The following is a 20768-nucleotide window of genomic DNA, read 5'->3' as shown; positions in this document are numbered from 1 at the left end:
TTGGAACTTGCTTGCAGTTGCATTATTTTTGGCAACTGGTATAAATAGGCTGAGATTGTTTGCAGACACTCGTTCAGGTGGCACAATTAGTTTAGCATTTATTTAAGGCGCTGCTAACTATCGATCGCCTAGAATTAGTTGAGAGATTATTAATTAACCTCGTAATAATACGGACGGCACTGACTAAACAGAGAAACATTAATCTAGTTGTGCTTGAAAAATTAGTGTTTTCAGGCGTTTGCTATTTGTATCGGAAAATATTCGGCTGTTGGGCCGATCGAGCTGTGCGTTCTCAGTTATTGCCACGCTTATCGCGTTCAGTAACGCCTATCAATTATGTCGCTTTCAGGGAATGACGTATGAAAAAGATTCTAGTGATTGAGGACGAGCAAGTAATTCGCGAGAATATTCTCAAACTCCTCAAAGCTGAAGGTTTCGACGTGAGGGGTGCAGAAAATGGAGCACAAGGTTTATATGCGGCAGTGTCAAATGTTCCCGACGTGATTATTTGCGACGTGATGATGCCAGAACTTGACGGGTATGGGGTGCTGATGGCCTTGCGATCTAATCCTGTTACTGCTACAGTACCTTTTGTTTTTCTCACCGGTAGAGCCGATCGCTCTGAAATGCGACAAGGTATGGAATTGGGAGCAGATGATTACCTGACTAAACCTTTTAGTAAAGCTGAACTGGTGGGCGCGGTATCGAGCCGTTTGAAAAAACAAGAAGCTGTCGCAGAACAGTACAATATTTTGCGATCGCAAAGCAGCGAATTTATCCAAAATACGGCAGACAAATTAGAGCAGATAAGAACCCGTTTGTGCAACGCACTGGAACGAGAAGAATTCCAAGTTTACTATCAGCCGCAAGTCAATGTCCAGACAGGTAAGATTATGAGCGCAGAAGCTTTAGTGCGCTGGGTACATCCAGAAAAAGGGCTGATTTCGCCCGCAGAATTTATTCCCCATGCCGAAGAAACTGGCTTCATTGTAGAGTTAGGCGAGTGGGTGTTGCAGACAGCTTGCAGGCAAATGCAAGTTTGGCAAAATGCTGGTTTTCCGCTGCGAATAGCGGTAAATCTGTCGCCGCGCCAATTTCACCAACCGGATCTCAGCAGCAGAGTTGCCCAAATTTTAGCAGAAACTGGTTTGGAAGCGAGCAGTTTGGAATTAGAGCTGACAGAAAGTTTAATGGTAGAAGATGCCGAAAGTGCGATCGCAACTTTGCAACATTTGAAAAATTTGGGAGTTTGTATATCTCTTGACGATTTCGGAACTGGGTATTCTTCTTTAAGCTATCTGACGCAATACCCCTTCGATACTTTAAAAATAGACCGCTGTTTTATCAGCAATATCACCGATGGTTGCACCAATGCAGCGATTGTGAAAGCTATTATTGAAATGGCGCACAGTCTATGTCTTGAGGTAATTGCTGAAGGAGTTGAAACAGAAGCAGAAAAAGATTTTTTATGGCGCCATAAGTGCGATATAATGCAAGGATATTTGTTCAGTCCTCCTTTGGCAGCAACTGATTTTGAGCAGTTGTTGGTGGCAGGAAAATAAAATATCTATTAAGTCAATGTTGGTCCTATAATTAAGTGCGATAGTCGGGGTGGGATATGATGGAAAAATCCAGAAGTAACGTTGACTCACTCAAATCAAGCAATAAAAAAAATAAGGAATTTTACCTAGCTTTTCAACTAGCTATACTGATAGTTTTTCTAGCTATTTTGTCCAATTTTTTTGTCATTGTCAACGCTGGAGAACGGGGCGTACTGATGCAGTTTGGTAAAGTCCAAAAACAGGTACTCGGAGAAGGAATCCACGTAATATTCCCCACAGTTTATACTGTAAAAAAGTTGACAGTCAGGGTACAAAAACAGGAAAGCTCCGCTGAAGCTTCCTCCAAAGATTTGCAAGATGTTTTCACAGATGTAGCACTCAATTGGCATATTATCCCAGAAGAAGCAAATGCTATTTTTCAACAAATAGGTGACGAAAAAGAAGTCGTTGCTCGCATTATAGAACCGGCTGTTGAAGAAGTATTAAAAGCAGTTATGGCTAAATACACGGCTGAAGAGATTATTACTAAACGGGGAGAAGTTAAAGCAGCCGTTGATGATTCTTTGACCTTGAGGCTGGTTACGTATCACATTGCAGTTGATGATATTTCTTTAGTACACGTTCACTTTTCTGAGCGGTTTAGCGAGGCGGTGGAGGCGAAACAAATTGCCGAACAGGAGGCAAAAAGAGGGGAGTTTTTAGCGCTGAAGGCCGCAAAACAGGCGGACGCTAAGGTGAATTTAGCCAAGGGAGAAGCTGAAGTGCAAAGGTTGCTGCGGGACAATTTGACTCCGGAACTTTTGGAAAGGCAGGCTATAGAAAAATGGGATGGGAAATTGCCGCTGATTATTGGTGATGGGGGTAAAAATTTATTGGACTTGAGGAAATTGGTTGAGAGATAATTATAATCCTGGACGCAGGGGTAGCCAGAAACCGGGTTTCTTTACGAAAATACACGGGGTTTAGCTTTTGATGTCGGTAAAAAACCCGCTTTCTTGAGTATTAGTGCGTAAGTCCTAAATTACCAATTACCAGCACCTTAAGTTAATATCTGTTCAAAAGCTTTAGTAATTCCAGTTTGAAAACGCTGTCGGTGCTTCAGTTTTAAAACTGGTTTAATTATTTCCAAACATACATTAGAACTTGGTTGGCTATCTATAATTTTAATCGCTCGTAGTGTAGATAGCTGCAATTCTTTTTTTACCATCAATTCAGGAATAGCCGCTGCACCTGTGCCACTTTCCACCACGGCTTTTACCATTTCACTGCTGTTCAAAACTAAAGTTACATTTAATTCATCGGGATTAACGCCCCAACTTTGCAAAGCTTGTTCCAACATTTGCTGAACTCCAGAACCAGCTTCTCGCATCACCCAATCCGTTTTCGCAATTTCCGTTAAACTCACCTCTGCCCGTTCAAACCAAGGGTGAGATTGGCCAACTACAATCAGCAAGCGTTCGCTGCCTACAACTTCTTCCTCTAGAGTGCTCTTAAGCGAAGCTTTGATGTCTCCCGTCACTAAACCTAAATCAAATGTTCCCGTCGCTGTCCCCGCACAAATTTCTTCGGCATTTGCCAGAGTACAATTCACGGAAATACCAGGATATTGCTGTTTAAACTTGCTAAGTTTATCAGGCAACCAATAATTGCCAATGGTCAGACTGCAACCCAAGTTTAATTCGCCTCGCTGCAAGTCATTCAACTCCCGCAAACCTCTCTCAGTCAAAGCAACTTGGTCGAGAATTTTCTGAGTTTCAACTTGTAGCAACTTCCCAGCATCTGTGATTTCGATCCGGCGGCCGATGCGGTGAAATAGTTTTACTCCGTATTGCGCCTCTAAGCTTTGGATTGTCGCGCTGACAGCGGGTTGGGTGATGTAAAGTTCCTCGGCTGCGCGGCTGAAGTGCAGGTGTTCCGCGACAGCTAGAAAAACTCGCAGTTGGTCAAGCGTCATTCCGGCCATGCTGAGTACCCTTTTACTAAATACAGTTATTTTTTGAGATTAAAATCTCTGGCGGCTAAACTTTGACTTGAACTTTTCGATCGAGTCTCTGGTACAGGTTGGAATTCCCCAAAAAGCACGGTTGCCAGCCGGTATTTGAAGTTTACTTTTAAGGTCAAGGGTTTGAGCTTTTGACGACAGATAGGTCTGCTATTCCAACAGTTATTTTGCGGCGGCACTGCATCACTTGTATTTATTAATTCGATAAAAAACAACATTTGATTCTACCCCTGAAGAGCCTTAAGGTGATACTTAAGCTTCTAACGCAGGGCCCGATGCTGAAGCAGCACCGACAAGTTTAAGCCGATCGCCAAAAGTCGATCGACAAAAAGAGAGAAGGTAAATGACTAAGAAAACGCCAAAAAATCACAGTGCACACGGCTTAAAGCCGGACTGCCTCTCCTTCGGTGAGGTTTTAGCTCAATCCTTTGCCGTCATTGCACCTACAACTATACCAGCATCTAATATAGGGTTAATTGTCGCTCTTTCAGGTAACGGGGCTTGGCTGAGTTTTGCGATCGGCTTGATCGGTCTAGTATTTGTCAGCATTAATATCAACCAATTTGCGAGTCGATCGGCTTCTGCAGGTTCTCTTTACTCTTATATTGTTAAAGGACTAGGCCCGACTGCAGGCGTAATTTGCGGCTGGAGTTTGGTACTCGCTTATCTATTTACTGCGATGGCCGTTTTGTGCGGTTTTGCCAACTTTACGGGTATTTTCATCGGTCATTTAGGCATCCATCCCTCACCGATTACGCTGTTATCGATCGGGGCTGGCGTTGCTTGGTATGCAGGTTACAAAGATATCCAGCTTTCAGCTATGGCGATGCTGTGGCTAGAGGGGGCATCAGTGGCGGCGATCGCACTTTTAGGAATCATCATCTGGGCGCACAAAGGTTTTGCCTTAGATATGTCGCAACTGACTTTGCAAGGCGTAACTCCGGGGAACATAGCGACGGGGCTTGTCTTAGTAATGTTTGGTTTCTCTGGTTTTGAAAGTGCTACATCTCTGGGCGACGAAGCGAAAAAACCATTAAAAAATATCCCCAGGGCTGTCATGGGCAGCGCTGTGATGGCAGGCTTATTCTTCATTTTGATGACCTATATTGAGGTTTTGGGTTTTAGCGGTACTGGAGTTTCTATTACTAATACTGAAGAACCTCTGAGTTTTCTGGCGCAACAAGTGGGCATGGGTTGGCTGGGAGAGTTAGTGGCTTTCGGCGCTTTATTTAGCTTTTTTGCTTGCGTGCTCGGCAGCATCAATCCAGCGGCGAGAGTGTTTTTTATGATGGCGCGCCACGGTTTGTTTCACTCTTCATTAGGTGTAGCCCATTCATCTAATAAAACTCCCCACGTTGCAGTAACGATGTGTACATTTCTGACATTTCTTGTGCCGGCGGTGATGTCTATATTTAACATCAAACTGTTCGATTGTATGGGTTATTTGGGGGCAATTTGCAGCTACGGATTTTTAACCGTGTACGTCTTAATTTCGATAGCGGCTCCGGTTTACCTGCACAAAATTGGTAAGTTGCGCCTGCGAGATGTAGTGTTCTCGGCTGCGGCGATCGCATTTATGATGATTCCGATTGCGGGAAGCGTGGGCATTCCCGGCAGCACTATGTTCCCACCTCCCGAAGCTCCTTACGATGCCTTTCCTTACTTGTTCTTGATGTACTTAGTAGTTACTTGCGGATGGTTTTTCTGGCAGCGGCTGCGTTCTCCTGAACTGACAGGCTCGATGCAGCAGGGTATTGACGCAATTCATGCCAAGTTCGAGGAAGAAAATGCAATTTATGGTGGTGTTCGATTGAAAGCCGTTCCCTTTGACAGCGATCGTTTTTGATTAGCAGTTATCAGTTCGCAGTCAGAACGAACAGTTCTTAGCAACGGGATTTTTACTGAGTTATTGCACCATTGTCGAGCCACATTTCAAGAGTTGGCTAGGAGCAACCGTCCACAAGAAAGTTTAATTTTTGGGGAGCAGGAAAGCCATTTCCTAAGATAGGATTCCAGCCATTACAACGAAATAAAAAATATCAGGAGACACAGAAATGAAGGAATTACTAACAGCAACTTCTACCGCCATGACTGCTTTTACGGCTACGAATCTAGACGATATTCTGATTCTGCTGCTGTTTTTCTCACAGGTGAATGCAGTATTTCGGCACAGGCATATCGTCTTCGGTCAGTTTCTGGGCTTTACGGCACTGGTTTTGGTTAGCCTTCCGGGGTTTTTTGGCCGCTTAGTCTTTCCGCCAGATTGGATTGGAATGCTGGGTTTGCTGCCAATTGCGATCGGGCTTAGCCGCTTACTGAATTCCGAAACTGACGATTCGGAAGCTGAGGCAGAATTAGAGAAATCTGAGAAATCTTTTTTTAGCAGTTTTCTGTCTCCTCAAACTTACAGCGTAGCAGCGGTGACGGTGGCAAATGGGGGCGACAATATCGGCATATATGTGCCGCTTTTTGCTAGCAATACTTTAGAAAGTTTGGCGGTGGTTCTCACTGTATTCTTCGGGATGGTGGGCGTTTGGTGTTACACTGCTTATCGGTTAATTCAGATGCGGGCGATTGCGGATAATTTGACTCGCTACGGCAATCAGCTTGTGCCTTTTGTCTTGATCGGATTGGGAATGGCGATTCTGGTGAAAAGCGGCACTCTGGCAAGCCCAACTTTAAGTATAATATCTTTAGTTGGTTGCTGTTTCTGTTTGATAACTATGAGTAGAAGTAACGCCAGCGAAACAGAAGTTTAGAAAAATTGCAGGGACAGCACATGAATTGGATTGCAGCAGCGATTATTGCCGGGATTACATCTTTTGCCGCAACCAATATCGACGATATGGTGATTTCGATGCTGTTCTTTGCCCAGGTAAATGATACTTTTCGTCCCCGGCATATCTTTGTCGGTAAGTACCTCGGATTTGCAGCACTCATCGCTGCTAGTTTGCCCGGTTTTTTTGGCGGTTTAATTGTGCCGAAAGCTTGGATTGGCTTGCTGGGTTTGGTTCCGATCGCGATCGGCATCAGTCACTTAGTCAAGAGAGAAAATGAGGAAAATGACGTACAAGCCGTATCTGGCGATTTTAACCGTCAATCTAACTCATCTGTGCTGTCAAAACTAGCCAATCTTTTCAATCCCCAAACTTTGAATGTGGCTGCGGTAACAGTGGCCAACGGGGGAGACAACATCGGCATTTATTTGCCGCTGTTTGCTAGCAGCGATTTGCCGAGCTTGGTGGTGATTTTGGCGGTTTTCTCGGTGATGGTAGGTGTTTGGTCTTATGTCGCTTACCGATTAACTCGCCAAAGGGCGATCGCTAATATTTTGACTCGCTATACCAAGGCTGTTGTCCCTTTTGTATTGATTGGTTTGGGAATATTCATTCTGATTGAAAGTGGTAGTTATCGGCTGCTTCCGGCCTTTCACTCTAACTAGGAATTAGCCCTGTTTCCGCAACTTCCATCCCTCTATAGGTAGATAATTTGTCCGGAAGTCATAAGCTCTCACTCATCATTTTTACCTTGCCAATTGTTTCCTTAGAATCGTGTCTAAATTACTTGCCATATATCACCAAGTATGCTAAGTTAATAATGAACTAATTGACCGAGCTAAAAGCAGCTTCAAACTAATTTAGCCTCGAATATTTACGAAAGTTCAAGCCATCTTGTGAGCTAGCAAATTGCCAGACTTAGGCAAGAATATACCTTTCATTTCAATAAGACTGTAGTGGTGAATCCAACTCAGCTAAAAACTTGAGGAGTAATCCTTAAAATATCGCCCGAACACTTCGCCACTACCCCACGCCGCTCGACTTTGACAATAGGTCTAATCCTAAACCACCAGATTTTTAGATCCTGCAAAATTTGGTTTTTCAGGCAAACCAGTTAAAGAGATATCGTTTTTGCCTAAGTCCTAAGATAGCAAGCAAACATAAAGTTGGAAAAAACCTGACAATCTAGAAAAGGACAAAAATTGTGAAAATCTTCAAATTTGTTTTAGTGCTGTTGGTAATGGCCGCCAATTTAGTATTCGTTCCCCCATCATGGGCCGATGCTCCAAAAACGCCGAAATATGCGAACAATCCAGACTACATAGAGGTGACTCAAGCTTTGAACACTCTCAGGACAGCGAAAGATGCACCCAATCTCGCCCAGACTTATACTCCCGAGCAACTTCAGCAAAAAATCTCTCAATTGGAGTTTCAAAAATACACTTTAGAAACGGGAAAACCTTGGGGTCAGTGCCGCAACGAAACCGGAAAAACCCTGGCTGTCTACGGCCCGAAACGCAAAAAAGCAGCTTCTTCTTCTTACGATAATGCCCTTTATTTTCTAGCTGACGGTCAAACAACTGAACATAAATGGGATTGCGATGGAATTTATCTGCCCAGCGATATCAAAGCAACTGATTTAAGAACGACAGATCAACCTTCAGAAGAATTGACGGGCGGCCTAGCTGTTAAGATAGTTGACGGAACTCAAGTTGTAGCGAGAGCTAATCCCGATACGGGGGCTGTAGAGTTTAACGTTCCTACTGCTAAAGTTTTCCAGCCGGGGGATGCGAATTGGTTTGTTCCTGATGTGACTCAGGCTTATATAGATACGCAAGTTCCCAACGCACCTACTGAGGAAAATGATTAGTTTTGGTGAAGTTGTAATGCGATCGCCTGTGTAAAGCCCGTTGCAACGCAAAATCCCGCCGGGTATCGCTCCCGGCGGATAATCGTCCCAGCGAAAATATATCAGTTTCCCTTCTTAATTTGGCGTTAAAATTAAAAGGTTTATCTATGCTATTAAATTGGAAATCCACGAAAGTAAATACAGAAAAGATTAAGCGACCAAATCCCTCGCGGGTGCGGGATCACTTGGCAAACGAGCGCACTTATTTAGCATGGATGCGGACAGCAATATCGCTGATGGGTTTTGGCGTAGTTATCGTCCGCCTTCGGACCTTTCATCCCCCTCTACTCCCAACTCCCGGCAATGGCTGGAAGTTGGGTTTGCTTTTTTCAGCAGTGGGTTTGCTAACGGTGTTGTTCTCAACTAAGCACTACTTTGGCGTCCGTCACGATATCGATTACGATACTTATGAACCTACGGATCGCTGGGTAATTCTTTTCAGCCTCGCGATCGCAATCCTAGGGGCTGGGGTAATTTATTATATGTTCACCGTTCCTTCTAGCTCATTTGGTTTGATGGCACCTGAATAATGGTGGCGGTTTAATATGAATATTAAAGAGTTCGATCGCGCGCAATTATCGTTCAAACCGATGCAAGTAGATGATGAGAAACCAAAGCAGGAAAATCTGTCGCGGGCGATCGATCGATCGGCAAATGAGCGCACCTTCTTAGCCTGGATGCGGGCCGCGATCGCCCTGATGGCTTTTGGCGTCGTCATCATCCGACTTCGCGTCGTGCAAATGCCCGCACATTACCGTCAGGCGATGGGGTGGAAGTTGGGTTTAATCTTCTCTCTAATAGGTTGGGCGACAGTCTTAATCTCAACTAAGCACTACTTCACCGTTCGCCACCAAATTGACCACGATACATACCATCCCCCAGACGCCATGGTTTTATTTTTCAGTTTTGCTGTGGGCTTATTGGGAATTGGAGTAATTTATTCGATTTTGGCAGTCGCCCTAGCCCCAAGTAGTTCTGTCATACCCGATTGATTGTCAACAGGAGTTAATTATGAACAGCGATACAGTTGCCACGATCGCTTCCATTCTCATCTTAGGTGCTGCTATCTGGGCAGCATTCGTAGTGATCGAGACTGTGGCGAAAATAGTGCCTAAATTGCTAGGCGTGACAGTGGCGATCGGGCTTTTGCTCGTTTACCTGCAATATTACTGGGGTATCGATACTGCATATCTTTGGCAAACTGTCAAGCATTTGCCTGAAGCTTTCAATTTCTCGATCTCAGTCTAAACAGACACCAGTCAGCATTCTCAACAACCTCTCCCTCATCGATATTTTTGTATCTGAAAGAAAGTAGATTGAGCCGATCGATAACAAAATACGGTAACTCGATTGACTTACTAGACATAAGTCAGCTTTGCTGCTAAACTACGGTAAGTCGATCGAGTTATGAGCTATTAACGTGGAAAACGCTAAAAAAGTCAGTCAAGAGTACCAGCTTGCAGGACAACTGACCCAACAGTTGCCACAAGCTAAGGGTTTTAAGGAAGTCTGGTTTAAAAAAATCAGAGGCGGGTTACTTCTGGGAATTGGATATTTGCTATCACCGCTGTGTTGGTGGAACGACATATTTTTCAATCTGCCAATTGCCTACGCCTTTGGGTATATCTGTAGTGGGCTTTCCCCAGATTTACTGTTTCCTGGCACAATTGTCGGTTACTGGCTTTCCAATATTGCTGGAATTCTGTTGATGCAATTCGGGGCTGTAGATTTTTTTGCAGACAAACCCAAGGAAAAAAACCTCAAAAAAGAGTTATTGACGGGTTTAGTTTCCTCAACCGCCTTCACCATTGTCGTTGTGGCATTGATTCATTTTAATGTTCTCGATACTCCAGATTTCTTTGCCGGCAAAGAGTCGGTTAACCTCAGCTCTGTTTTACCTATGACGATAGTCACTTCAAGGTAGAATACAGAACATAAACCATCAATTAATCGAGGCTTTTTAATCAGTTACACAGGTAAATATAATAAAATCAGGGAGCTTTTACACTACATTTTTTGTAGCTTTTTTTAATGGCATTTACTGAGTTTGCCCTAGAATATTGTAGCTAAAAACGCAAAAAAAATAAGCGTTGAAGAGCAAAAGTTCTGGTAACAACTCTTGAAATGCGAGTAAGATTTTGCCTGTGTTGCTGTGTGGCAGGAGCCGCCCAAGTTATCTATTTGTTGGTTGGCAGCGCTTAAATACACAGTTTTTGGGCATAACCGTGAACTACTTATTACTATCCTTTCTCAGCTTTTTTGTTGGCATTATCGTTGGTTTGACCGGAGTTGGCGGAGCGTCGCTCATCACCCCAATGTTAATTTTTGTTTTCCAGGTTCCGGCATCAATTGCTATTAGTTCGGATGTCGTAGCTGCTACACTGATGAAAGTTGTTGGTGGCTTTAAACACTGGCAGCAAAAAACCCTAGACTTGCAAGTAGTTAAGTGGCTGGCTTTGGGCAGCGTGCCCGGTTCGCTGACTGGGGTGTGGATTTTACACTGCATCAAATCCAGCGGAATTCAGGACTTAGACAGCATATTGCTGCGCGTTCTCGGAGTAGCGCTCGCCCTAATTGTCGCTTTATCGCTGACCCAATTAGCGGTCAAAACTTTTTTCCCTAATTTTAAATTGCCTTCCCCCCCTGAATGGGACTTAAATACTAATTATGGTCGTATTTGTACTGTGAGTGCGGCGGCAATTTTAGGCTGCATAGTGGGAATCACTAGCGTGTCTTCCGGTTCGATGTTTGCACTGTTGCTGATTGCTTTTTTCCGCCTGGATACTTCTAAATTGGTGGGGACAGATATTTCGCAGGCGGCAATTTTATTGATGTTTACATCTCTGGGACACCTCAGCCTCGGAACAGTAAACTGGGGTTTAGTTGTGCCAATTTGGTTGGGTTCGGTGCCGGGAGTTTTGGTAGGGGCTAAATTCTGCCAAATTATGCCTCAACGCCCGCTAAAGTTTGTGATTTACGGAATGTTGGCGATGGCGAGTTGGAAGTTGTATCAAGTCTGAAAACTAGGGTAAGGTCAGGAGTATTGCTGTCAACAATCCCGTAAAAACCTTTGTATATCTTGTTTATAGCCGAGTCTCGTTCCCCCTAAATCCCCCTGGTTGTTGGGGGACTTTGAGAAGAATCTTGTCCCCCCCTGATTAAGGGTGGTGAGAGGGGGATCCAGACTGCGATACAACAAGAGAGACGGTCGGTTTGACGTTAAGTTGTCACAAACTACGTATTAATAATTGCTGACTAATGCTTCGAGTTCGCTGACTGTCGGTAATTCTAAGTCTTTGAACAGGACTGTACTGAGGTAGCGTTCGCCATAAGAAGGCTGCACAAAAACTATCAATTTTCCAGCATTTTCGGGACGCTTGCCGACTTGAATAGCGGCACACAAAGCCGCGCCTGCTGAGATTCCTGACAACAATCCTTCTTCTCTGGCTAGTCGGCGACTGTAGGCGATCGCATCTGCGTCGCTAACTGCGATCACCTCATCAATTAACTCGGGTTTCAAAACTTCCGGGATGAATCCTGCACCAATCCCTTGAATTTTGTGAGCACCAGATTTACCTCCAGAAAGCACGGGGCTGGTGGCTGGTTCAACTGCGATCGTCCTAAAACTCGATTTCCGCTGTTTAATTACCTCAGCAACTCCAGTAATCGTACCGCCGGTGCCAACTCCAGCAACTAAAAAATCTACTTTACCCTCTGTATCTTCCCAAATTTCCTCGGCCGTGGTTTCCCGGTGAATTTTCGGATTAGCGGGGTTGCGAAACTGTTGCAGCATGAAAGCGTCGGGGGTTTCTTCTACAATTTCTTCAGCACGGGCGATCGCGCTTAACATCCCTTCATGTCCCGGAGTTAATTCTAACCGAGCTCCGTAAGCTTTTAACATCGATCGGCGCTCTAAACTCATCGTATCCGGCATTGTTAAAATCAGACTGTAGCCTTTCGCCGCCGCGATCATTGCCAAAGCTATTCCAGTATTGCCTGAAGTCGGTTCAACTAAAATAGTTTTCCCCGGTTGAATTAGCCCCGCATCTTCTGCCGCCTGAATCATGCTCGCCGCAATCCGATCTTTCACCGAAGCAGCCGGATTCATCCCTTCCAATTTTGCCACAATGTGAGCAACTACTCCTTCGGCTTGGGGAATTTTATTGAGCTGAACTAAAGGAGTTCTGCCAATTATTCCTGTAACATCCTTAGCAATTCTCATGGCTTAATTTCTCTCCCTTTAAATGTAGTACATGGGATGTGCTTGTTTGCGAATATCCCGCTGTTCGCACAAATCTTGTAATGTGTATTTGCCCAAAACAGCCCAAGATGCCTGTTGAGCTTCCTGCCAGATTTCTAGCACCGCAGTTTTTTCTATTGTTACAGATTCCGAAACTTTTTGAGGCGGGCCGCTGCCGTCGCCTTCGAGTGTCGAAAACACCTCTAGCAAAGTAATTTGCCAAGGATCTTTCGCCAGCAAATAACCGCCTTTAGCACCCCGCAAACTCTGGACAATACTTGCACGCCTCAGCACGGCAAGAATTTGGTCTAGATAGCGTTCTGGTATCTCTTGAGAAGCAGTAAGTTCGTTCACTGTTAGGGGCGAATCCTTCGGGTGGTGACTCGCCAGTTCCAAGAGCGCTAACAGGGCATATTGTACTCTAGAAGATAGTTCCACATTCCCCACTGGCGATCGAGTTTAAATTGTACATTATATAATAGTACACAATTCCGGTAGGTGTACAGGTGTTAGTATATTTTTATTACAAAAACGGTTGGAGAAATCCCGTGAGCAACGTAAATGTAGGTTTAAGCTGTCGGCATTGTCGGTATTACGAGCAACACGGGCATAGGGGCGGAAACTGCCTGATGCTCGGCGTGGGGGTACAGGGTGGGTGGAAAGCTTGCCCCTTCTTGGTTCCGCCCTTTGCACCGTCTTGGGAATACCCAGAAGCGGGTAGATCCCGAAAGTCTCAAATGTTGCAGGGAGCGAGTATTTTACAGGCAATACCGCCCCCTTCAAGTAACTGCTAAGTAGGTAGGTGGATATATGTTGTCTCACCGTTAAGTTTATTCATACTCACCTACTTAACGGCAGTCAACAGGTGCGAGATATCGCATCTGTTGGCAGTGAGAAGAAAGAAATCAGGAGAAACAGAAAAGCAAGGGCGATGATCGCACTTGCTTTTGAACTTATTGACGAGTCGATGAGAAAACTTAACGCACATTCGCTACAAATTATTTCTTGTCTATAGAACTGTGAATTTGCTCGAATATCGCATTGTGAGCGAAGAGTTTTTTTGGCACTGCATTCCTACCAGCTACATCAGCAACCGTAAACTATTAACCGTTAATATACTTTTATATTTCGTAGTGCCACACCTCAGAAGGCTGCAGAATAATCCGGTGGAGCGGCAGACGATCGATCAAGCCTTGCTGCTCAAAATGACCGAGGGTGCGAGTGACAGTTACGCGACTTGTACCGATAATTTCTGCAATGTCCTGATGCGTTAAAATCATATCGATCAGATGTCCTTGCTCTACCTCAGAACCAAACCTCTTAGCCAGCCAAGTTAATAGTTGATAGAGCATAAAATCAACTCTTTTGTAACCTCGCATTACCATAAAATCTTCAGCCTGCTGAATGTGAGTGAGCAAAATATCTTTATTTAGCCACCGATCGCCCGATAGTAAAATTGCCTCGACTTTAGTGAGGCATTCAATTTGAAAAGGATCGCATTTTGATATCGCTTTGCCGATCGTATCACCAGGTCCCCACAATCCCAAGGTGATAATTGTGCCATCTTCAAGCCACGTTACAGTTCGCACTACTCCAGCTTCAATTCGCCAGAGAGCATTGCTTTTGTTCGGCAAGTGCGAGCGGCGAGAAAATATATGTCTGCTCGTTTCATCAATAGTTTTAGTGGAAAGAGAAGCAATAGTCATAGCCATTTACTGAAAGAATAAAACTTAGTTTGTCCAATAGCCACAGGATAGCGTTGCTGGCAAAAATCTATATAGATTAAAGCTTTACTAGATGCCGGCACCGTCTAAAAACTGTGTAATGAATAAATCAGAAGACAGGAACAATTGATGTTTTTCGACCTCTGCTGGCTCTGATTGAGTTGTCGTGAGCGGAGATAATTGAGATTTCAAAAAAGCAACCTGCTCTTCTAAATCCTTAATTCTATCGAACAAAGCTCGAATCGCTTGAGCTTCTAAATCCGGTAGACCTTGAGAATTTTGATCGTCTTCTAACTGCTTTTTTCGAGAGATAATACGGCCGGGGATTCCCACAACTGTGCAATCGCTAGGGACATCCCGCAGCACTACCGAACCCGCACCAATCCGAACATTATTGCCAATTTGAATATTGCCTAAAACCTTAGCACCCGCTCCCACAACTACATTTTCTCCCAGCGTCGGATGGCGTTTTCCTATTTCTTTACCCGTGCCGCCAATGGTAGCTCCTTGATAAATTACAGCATAATCTCCAACGATCGCAGTTTCGCCAATTACCACCCCCATGCCGTGGTCGATAAACACGCCCCTACCAATTTTCGCTCCTGGGTGGATCTCAATACCTGTTAAAAAGCGGCTTAGTTGGGAAATCAAGCGCGGTACAAACGGCAGGCCAGCGAAATAAAGCCACTGTGCTATGCGGTGCAAAAAAAGTGCTTGCAGTCCGGGATAGCAAAATAATACTTCCAGCCAGTTGCGCGCCGCCGGGTCGCGTTCGTAAATAATTTGCAAGTCACTGAACATATTTACTCTCGCCGTGTTTGGGTTATACAGTATTGCCAGTGCCGACGGTTTAAGCTGCATAAAGCAGTATTGATTGTGGCATTCTTACCTATAATACTATAATCCGACCGAATTACAGTAGTTAATGAAAAAAATTTTTTCTTCCCCAGCCCTTTCTAAGCTGCCTCCGATATTTTCCGCGAAACAAACGGTACAGCTTGTCTGACTTCTTGCCGCAGCGGAATCTCGATCGAGAATTCCGTCCCCAATCCCGGTGTCGAATCGCAGCGCAGCGCACCCTTGTGCTTTTCTACGATAATTTTATAGCTGATTGACAGTCCCAATCCTGTCCCTTTTCCGACTGGTTTCGTCGTAAAGAAGGGGTCGAACAGTCGTTTTTTGACATTTTCTGCTATACCGGGGCCGTTGTCAGATATCCGCACAATTATTTTGTCAGGGATTGAATATTCTGTGGTTATAGCGATCGCGATCGGATTGGCTTTCGCTGCTTTGGGCCCGCGATCGAGGTTGTAACTCTCAAGGGCATCGATCGCATTAGCCAGAATATTCATAAACACCTGATTTAATTGTCCGGCATAGCACTCTACTAAAGGTAAATTGCTGTAGTTTTTAACAATCTCTATCGGCGGGCGATCGCCTGTAGCTTTCAGGCGACTTTGCAGAATTAGCAGAGTGCTGTCAATGCCTTCATGGATGTTGACAGGTTTCATTTCGCTTTCATCTAAGCGAGAAAAATTTCGCAAAGATTGGACGATTTGAACAATGCGATCTGCTCCTATTTTCATCGAAGACAGCAGTTGCGGCAAATCTTTGCTGAGAAAGTCAAAGTCAACTTTTTCTAAATACTCAGAAATTTCCGATGAAGGGTGTAAATATTGTTTTTGGTATAGTTTTACCAACTCTAACAAATCGCTAGTATATGCGCTGGCGTGGTGTATATTGCCGTAAATAAAACTAATAGGATTGTTCACTTCGTGGGCGACACCAGCGACTAATAAACCCAAACTAGACATTTTTTCCTGCTGAATCAGTTGACTTTGAGTTTGCTGCAACTCTTGCAAAGTTTGTTCTAGCCTTTGAGATTTAGCCGTGCGTTCTGCTGCTATTTTTTCAATTAAAGCGGTATAATTCCACAAGCTCATTAGATAAAGTGTCGCCGCCAAAGTTAAGATTGTCCCAAAGATTAAAACGGTCAAAGAACGCCAAAATCTTAGAGGATTAATGTACTCTGGCGTTAACCGCAGTTGCAGCAACCACCTGCGATTTTCAATATTGAGAATGCGGGTGCAACTGCTGCCATCCGGGCAGTAAGCTCTTTCCCCAATTTGGAGTTGGTTTTTAATGTTTTCGTCGGTGACGATCCTTTTAGTCTTTGCTTCGTAAAAAGCGAGAAATCTTTCTGCTTCAGGAGCCATAGCATCTTGAAGATACACATTAACAAAGTTGAGTGGAGTTTCCTGCAAAGCCGACTTCACAATAGCATCAACGAGCAAAATTCCGAAAACAAAACCTTTCAAGTTGTCTGGATTTCTAGCAAGTAAATTTTGTGGCAATTCTGCGGTATTGTCAGAAGAAATTTGACTAAAAATTGGCAGGAATACGAAAACGCTTGGTTGATTTTGTGAAGACCATTTTTGACGGTCAGTCGCGATAATTTCTTGTCTTTTGGCGGCTTTTTCTAATGCTAGCCGATTGGCAGTCAAATCTAAACCTAAATCTATTTCATCAGTCAGGAATTGCGGAGAGTCAGAAACACGGGGCAGCCAAGCGATCGCCTTCAAGCTCGGATGGCGGTAGAGGGCAGGACCAACAAATGTATTAATTTCGGGTTTTTTAACGCCGTCAAATACGCTGTAAAATGCTCCCACCGCCCGAATAATTTCTAAATTGCCGCTAACATCTCTCTGAATGTCTGTAGCTATTTTGTCCAGCCGGTCTTGCAGTTCGGCTTGCATGGATTTGTATTCCCAATTGTACGCAACTGAAGAGGCGATCGCAGACAGTCCCAATCCTGCACAAAGTGTTAATCCTGCCTGGATGTAACGGCGATAACTAAGTAAAGTGCTAGTTGCTAAATTCTTGAATTTGTTAGCAGTCATATTCTTCACCTATCTTTTTTCTAGTTCTTCCAGCCTCTGCCTGGGATTTCTCGTTTTTCTCGTTCTCAGGCTCTGCCTGGGAATGAATTTCAGGAGGCTATGCCTCCGATTTAGAGCCACTAGACAGCATTACCAGGCACGAGCCTGGTAAGGATGTGGCAGCAGTATTTTGTAAAAGCTCCCCGATAGTATTTTGAGTAAGATGCAACCGCTGATTTAAATTGAATAAGCAGGGAAAGTCATCGCGTGTTTGGGCTTGACGTAAACGTGCTGATCGCGCGTTAACTGTAGAGCATCGAAGCGCTCGCGACTGACGTAAGCTGTTACTACCTGCTCGGATTCTAATACTAACTCCGTCTGTATTTCCCGCCCTAAATGAATGATGCGGCTGACTTTTGCTAATGAAAAACCAGACTCCGGCTTAGTTTTAATTTCCACGTCGTGGGGGCGCAAAAACACTACGTCCGAATGAGCAGCTCCATTATTGCGAGCCGTTGTGGCGTGGCTGGCGAACAAACCCGCAGCATTCGACAGCACATTGACCGGCCCAATAAAACTCATCACAAAAGCTGATGCAGGTTTGTCGTAAATTTCAGCAGGAGTGCCAACTTGTTCGACTCTACCTTTGTTCATTACCACAATTTCATCGGCTACTTCCATAGCTTCTTCTTGGTCGTGAGTCACAAAAACTGTGGTGATGTTAACTTCTTTGTGAAGGTTGTGCAGCCACGATCGCAATTCTTTGCGGACTTTAGCATCTAATGCTCCAAAAGGTTCGTCTAGCAGCAGCACTTTTGGTTGAACTGCTAAAGCTCTGGCCAAAGCAACCCGCTGCCGCTGGCCCCCGGAAAGTTGCGAAGGATAGCGATCGCCCAAACCTGTCAACTGCACTAAATCCAAAAGTTCATCAACCCGCCTGCTAATTGAGCCTTTAGGAACTTTGCGAATTTCCATCGCAAAAGCAATATTTTTCCGAATACTCATGTGTTTGAACAAAGCGTAGTGCTGAAACACAAAACCGATATGCCGTTCCTGCACCGACTGATGAGTAGCATCTTCACCGATCAGGTAAATATGACCGCTGTCCGGCGGTTCTAGCCCCGCGATCATCCTCAGCAGAGTCGATTTCCCGGAACCGGAAGGCCCCAACAGCGCGACTAAAGAACCCCTTTTAATTTCCAAATTTACGTTGTCAATTGCGTGGAAGGAGCCGAAGTGTTTCGATACGTTCTGAACTGTAATGCTCATAAGTTTATTTACCTATTTTAGGAGTTCAAAAAGTAAACTCCGCTTATCTGACAGATTTACAGTAGTATATCCTGAAAATATTATTTTGCAAGGTCTGTAACTTTTTGTATAGGATCTGGATGCTCTCCAGATGGGGACTGCGTTTCAAAGTTGAGGCTGGCGGGCCGTCCGAGTTAAGCCGTCAGCGTTTCGAGATGTGGCTGTAGCGGTAAATGCGATCGTCCCAGAGCACAAGCAATGCTGAAATTACGCAGAAACCGGGTTTGATGGACGAAAATACTGCATCAAAACCTTTAAAACTTTTAATTCCCCTAAAAAACCCCGTTTCTTGGCTGTCGATCTATATTTGACTGCTGCCGACAATTCTCCGACTCCCGGCGATATTGAAGATTTCAGGTAGGAATTGCTCAATCTCAGGTGCGATCGCCCACAATTTATATGACAATAGTTAGTTCATAAGCATACAGGCTTCAGCTTTGACAAACTACCACAATAGTAAATTCTAACCAGAACACCACTATGGGAAAACCAACAGGCTTTATCGAATTCTTGCGCGAATTGCCCTCTGAACTCTCACCAGTCGAGAGAGTCCACAACTGGGACGAATTTCACCTACCGATGGAGGAGGATAAACTCCGCACCCAAGGCGCGCGCTGCATGGATTGCGGCATTCCGTTTTGCCACACGGGCACAATTATCAGCGGCATGGCAAGCGGCTGCCCGATTAACAACCTCATCCCCGAATGGAACGACCTCGTATATCGCGGACTCTGGAAAGAAGCCCTAGACAGACTCCACAAAACCAACAACTTCCCTGAATTCACCGGCCGCGTCTGTCCCGCACCCTGCGAAGGCGCTTGCGTGCTCGGCATCAACAACCCGCCAGTCACGATTAAAAACATCGAAGCCTCGATTATCGACAAAGGCTGGGATGAAGGCTGGATTACTGCCGAACCGCCAGCCAAACGCACCGGCAAAAAAATCGCGGTCATCGGTTCCGGGCCCGCCGGTTTGTCCGCCGCCGCGCAACTCAACAAAGCCGGTCATTGGGTAACAGTATACGAAAGAGCCGATCGACCAGGCGGCCTGCTAATGTATGGCATCCCCAACATGAAGCTAGACAAAGAACAAGTCGTAATACGCCGCCTGAAAGTCCTCGAAGACGAAGGCGTGACATTCGTCTGCAACACCGAAGTCGGCAAAGACTTACCAGCAGAACAACTGCTAAAAGAATACGACTCCGTTGTGCTCTGTACCGGCGCCACCAAACCCCGCGACTTGGGCATCCCCGGCCGGGAATTAAAAGGCATCCACTTCGCAATGGACTTTTTAACTGCGAACACCAAAGCAGTTTTAGACAAGAGCACAAACGATAACTTCATCTCCGCCGAAGGCAAAGATATCGTGATCATCGGCGGTGGCGACACCGGCACCGACTGCGTGGGCACCTCCATCCGCCACGGCTGCAACAGCCTGGTACAACTAGAAATCCTGCCCAAACCGCCATCGGAACGCGCCGCCAACAATCCTTGGCCGGAATGGCCAAAAGTCTACCGCCTCGACTACGGCCAAGAAGAAGCAGCAGCGAAATTCGGCGACGACCCGCGCGGCTATCTCACCACCGCCACGAAGTTCGAGGGCGACGAAAACGGCAATGTCAAAGCCGTGCACACCGTTGAGGTGGAGTGGGCGAAAAACGAGAAAGGGCAGTTTATTCCGAACCACATCCCGGGCACCGAAAAAGTGTTACCCGCACAGCTTGTGTTGCTAGCGATGGGCTTCCTCGGCCCGGAACAGCCTTTACTGGATGACTTGGGATTGGAACGCGACGCGCGCAGCAATGTGAAAGCCGAGCACGAAAAATATACAACCAGCATTCCGGGAGTTTTCGCGGCTGGTGACTGTCGCCGGGGACAAAGTTTGGTGGTTTGGGCGATTAATGAAGGGCGCGGCGTGGCCCGGGAGTGCGACCTTTATCTGATGGGGAGCACTGATTTGCCTTAGTTGGTAGGTGTGGGTCGATCGAGATTGTTTGATTTCCGATAATTTATTAGGCTCGTAGGGGCGGGTTCGCCAAGATTTTGATTTAAAAACCAAAAATATTCTAAACCCGCCCTTTGTACCTTAGACCTCTTGCAAAAATAGCTGGGCCGGGCAAGATGCCCATCCCACAAAAAGTTTTTTCTCTTGTGGGATGGGCATCTTGCCCGTCCGAAAATTTGCTTAAAAGGACTTTTGCAAGAAGTCTCTTGAAATAGGTAGATTGCGATTTACCGTTGGGTGGGGGCGGGTTTACGAGATTATGGATTTTAGGCAAATATTGTTGGTGAAACCCGCCCCTTGTATCTTAAAAGAGTTGGTGTAGCGCTCGTAACGTCAAGCAGGCGATCGCCAGATCAATCAGGC

19 protein-coding genes are annotated in these 20768 nt (G+C 45.3%); 12 read left to right on the top strand and 7 right to left on the bottom strand.

Going from position 1 to position 20768, the window contains the following annotated elements:
- The first annotated feature begins 359 nt into the window (after positions 1 to 359).
- Together QUA27_RS15655 and QUA27_RS15650 are read left to right on the top strand one after the other, a co-directional pair.
- Positions 360 to 1562, top strand: a complete 1203-nt coding sequence (locus tag QUA27_RS15655; protein WP_333068959.1) for an EAL domain-containing response regulator — start codon at positions 360 to 362, stop codon at positions 1560 to 1562.
- A gap of 167 nt (positions 1563 to 1729) precedes the next feature.
- Positions 1730 to 2464: a prohibitin family protein gene (locus tag QUA27_RS15650; RefSeq protein ID WP_333068958.1), complete on the top strand. Its 735-nt coding sequence runs from the start codon at positions 1730 to 1732 to the stop codon at positions 2462 to 2464.
- A gap of 137 nt (positions 2465 to 2601) precedes the next feature.
- Here QUA27_RS15650 and QUA27_RS15645 read toward each other — a convergent pair whose 3' ends face one another.
- The gene (locus tag QUA27_RS15645) at positions 2602 to 3525 is read right to left on the bottom strand and encodes a LysR family transcriptional regulator (RefSeq protein ID WP_333068957.1); all 924 of its coding nucleotides are present in this window, start codon (positions 3523 to 3525) and stop codon (positions 2602 to 2604) included.
- Between the two features lie 382 nt (positions 3526 to 3907).
- Here QUA27_RS15645 and QUA27_RS15640 point away from each other — a divergent pair, with 382 nt between their 5' ends.
- From QUA27_RS15640 to QUA27_RS15600, 9 genes are all read left to right on the top strand, one after another.
- Positions 3908 to 5410 carry an APC family permease gene (locus QUA27_RS15640; protein ID WP_333068956.1) on the top strand — a complete coding sequence of 501 codons (1503 nt, stop codon included), beginning with the start codon at positions 3908 to 3910 and terminating at the stop codon, positions 5408 to 5410.
- 208 nt (positions 5411 to 5618) lie between these two features.
- Complete coding sequence (locus QUA27_RS15635; RefSeq protein WP_333068955.1) at positions 5619 to 6323, top strand: cadmium resistance transporter; 705 nt, start codon at positions 5619 to 5621, stop codon at positions 6321 to 6323.
- Between the two features lie 20 nt (positions 6324 to 6343).
- Entirely contained in the window at positions 6344 to 7006 is a 663-nt protein-coding gene (locus QUA27_RS15630; RefSeq protein WP_333068954.1) for a cadmium resistance transporter, read from the top strand.
- 539 nt (positions 7007 to 7545) lie between these two features.
- Positions 7546 to 8211, top strand: coding sequence for a hypothetical protein (locus tag QUA27_RS15625; protein WP_333068953.1), 666 nt, complete (start codon positions 7546 to 7548; stop codon positions 8209 to 8211).
- 146 nt (positions 8212 to 8357) lie between these two features.
- Complete coding sequence (locus tag QUA27_RS15620) at positions 8358 to 8780, top strand: YidH family protein (RefSeq protein WP_333068952.1); 423 nt, start codon at positions 8358 to 8360, stop codon at positions 8778 to 8780.
- Positions 8781 to 8795: 15 nt separating this feature from the next.
- Positions 8796 to 9242, top strand: a complete 447-nt coding sequence (locus QUA27_RS15615; protein ID WP_333068951.1) for a YidH family protein — start codon at positions 8796 to 8798, stop codon at positions 9240 to 9242.
- 19 nt (positions 9243 to 9261) lie between these two features.
- Complete coding sequence (locus QUA27_RS15610) at positions 9262 to 9498, top strand: hypothetical protein (protein WP_333068950.1); 237 nt, start codon at positions 9262 to 9264, stop codon at positions 9496 to 9498.
- A gap of 172 nt (positions 9499 to 9670) precedes the next feature.
- Positions 9671 to 10174, top strand: a complete 504-nt coding sequence (locus QUA27_RS15605) for a DUF7980 family protein (RefSeq protein WP_333068948.1) — start codon at positions 9671 to 9673, stop codon at positions 10172 to 10174.
- 301 nt (positions 10175 to 10475) lie between these two features.
- Positions 10476 to 11270: a sulfite exporter TauE/SafE family protein gene (locus QUA27_RS15600; protein ID WP_333068947.1), complete on the top strand. Its 795-nt coding sequence runs from the start codon at positions 10476 to 10478 to the stop codon at positions 11268 to 11270.
- A 221-nt stretch (positions 11271 to 11491) separates the two neighbouring features.
- Here the strand turns inward: QUA27_RS15600 and cysK are convergent, their stop codons facing one another.
- The 6 genes from cysK to QUA27_RS15570 all read right to left on the bottom strand — a co-directional run bounded on the left by cysK (position 11492) and on the right by QUA27_RS15570 (position 18362).
- Complete coding sequence (gene cysK / locus QUA27_RS15595; RefSeq protein WP_333068946.1) at positions 11492 to 12472, bottom strand: cysteine synthase A; 981 nt, start codon at positions 12470 to 12472, stop codon at positions 11492 to 11494.
- Positions 12473 to 12490: 18 nt separating this feature from the next.
- Positions 12491 to 12928 (bottom strand): RrF2 family transcriptional regulator, encoded by a 438-nt coding sequence (locus QUA27_RS15590; RefSeq protein ID WP_333068945.1) that lies wholly within the window; start codon positions 12926 to 12928, stop codon positions 12491 to 12493.
- 683 nt (positions 12929 to 13611) lie between these two features.
- Entirely contained in the window at positions 13612 to 14196 is a 585-nt protein-coding gene (locus QUA27_RS15585; protein ID WP_333068944.1) for a Crp/Fnr family transcriptional regulator, read from the bottom strand.
- Between the two features lie 87 nt (positions 14197 to 14283).
- The gene (gene cysE, locus QUA27_RS15580) at positions 14284 to 15015 is read right to left on the bottom strand and encodes a serine O-acetyltransferase (protein ID WP_445251514.1); all 732 of its coding nucleotides are present in this window, start codon (positions 15013 to 15015) and stop codon (positions 14284 to 14286) included.
- A 155-nt stretch (positions 15016 to 15170) separates the two neighbouring features.
- On the bottom strand, positions 15171 to 17114 hold the full coding sequence (locus QUA27_RS15575; RefSeq protein ID WP_333068942.1) for an ATP-binding protein: 1944 nt from the start codon (positions 17112 to 17114) through the stop codon (positions 15171 to 15173).
- Between the two features lie 216 nt (positions 17115 to 17330).
- A complete protein-coding gene (locus tag QUA27_RS15570; RefSeq protein ID WP_333068941.1) occupies positions 17331 to 18362 on the bottom strand; it encodes a sulfate/molybdate ABC transporter ATP-binding protein in 1032 nt (343 codons plus the stop codon).
- Between the two features lie 519 nt (positions 18363 to 18881).
- Here QUA27_RS15570 and gltD point away from each other — a divergent pair.
- The gene (gene gltD / locus QUA27_RS15565) at positions 18882 to 20366 is read left to right on the top strand and encodes a glutamate synthase small subunit (RefSeq protein WP_333068940.1); all 1485 of its coding nucleotides are present in this window, start codon (positions 18882 to 18884) and stop codon (positions 20364 to 20366) included.
- The last annotated feature ends 402 nt before the right edge of the window (positions 20367 to 20768 follow it).

The organism is Microcoleus harperi Pol14_C6 (assembly GCF_036701295.1).
Lineage (GTDB): Bacteria > Cyanobacteriota > Cyanobacteriia > Cyanobacteriales > Microcoleaceae > Microcoleus.
This window is presented reverse-complemented; position numbering and strand designations above follow the sequence as displayed.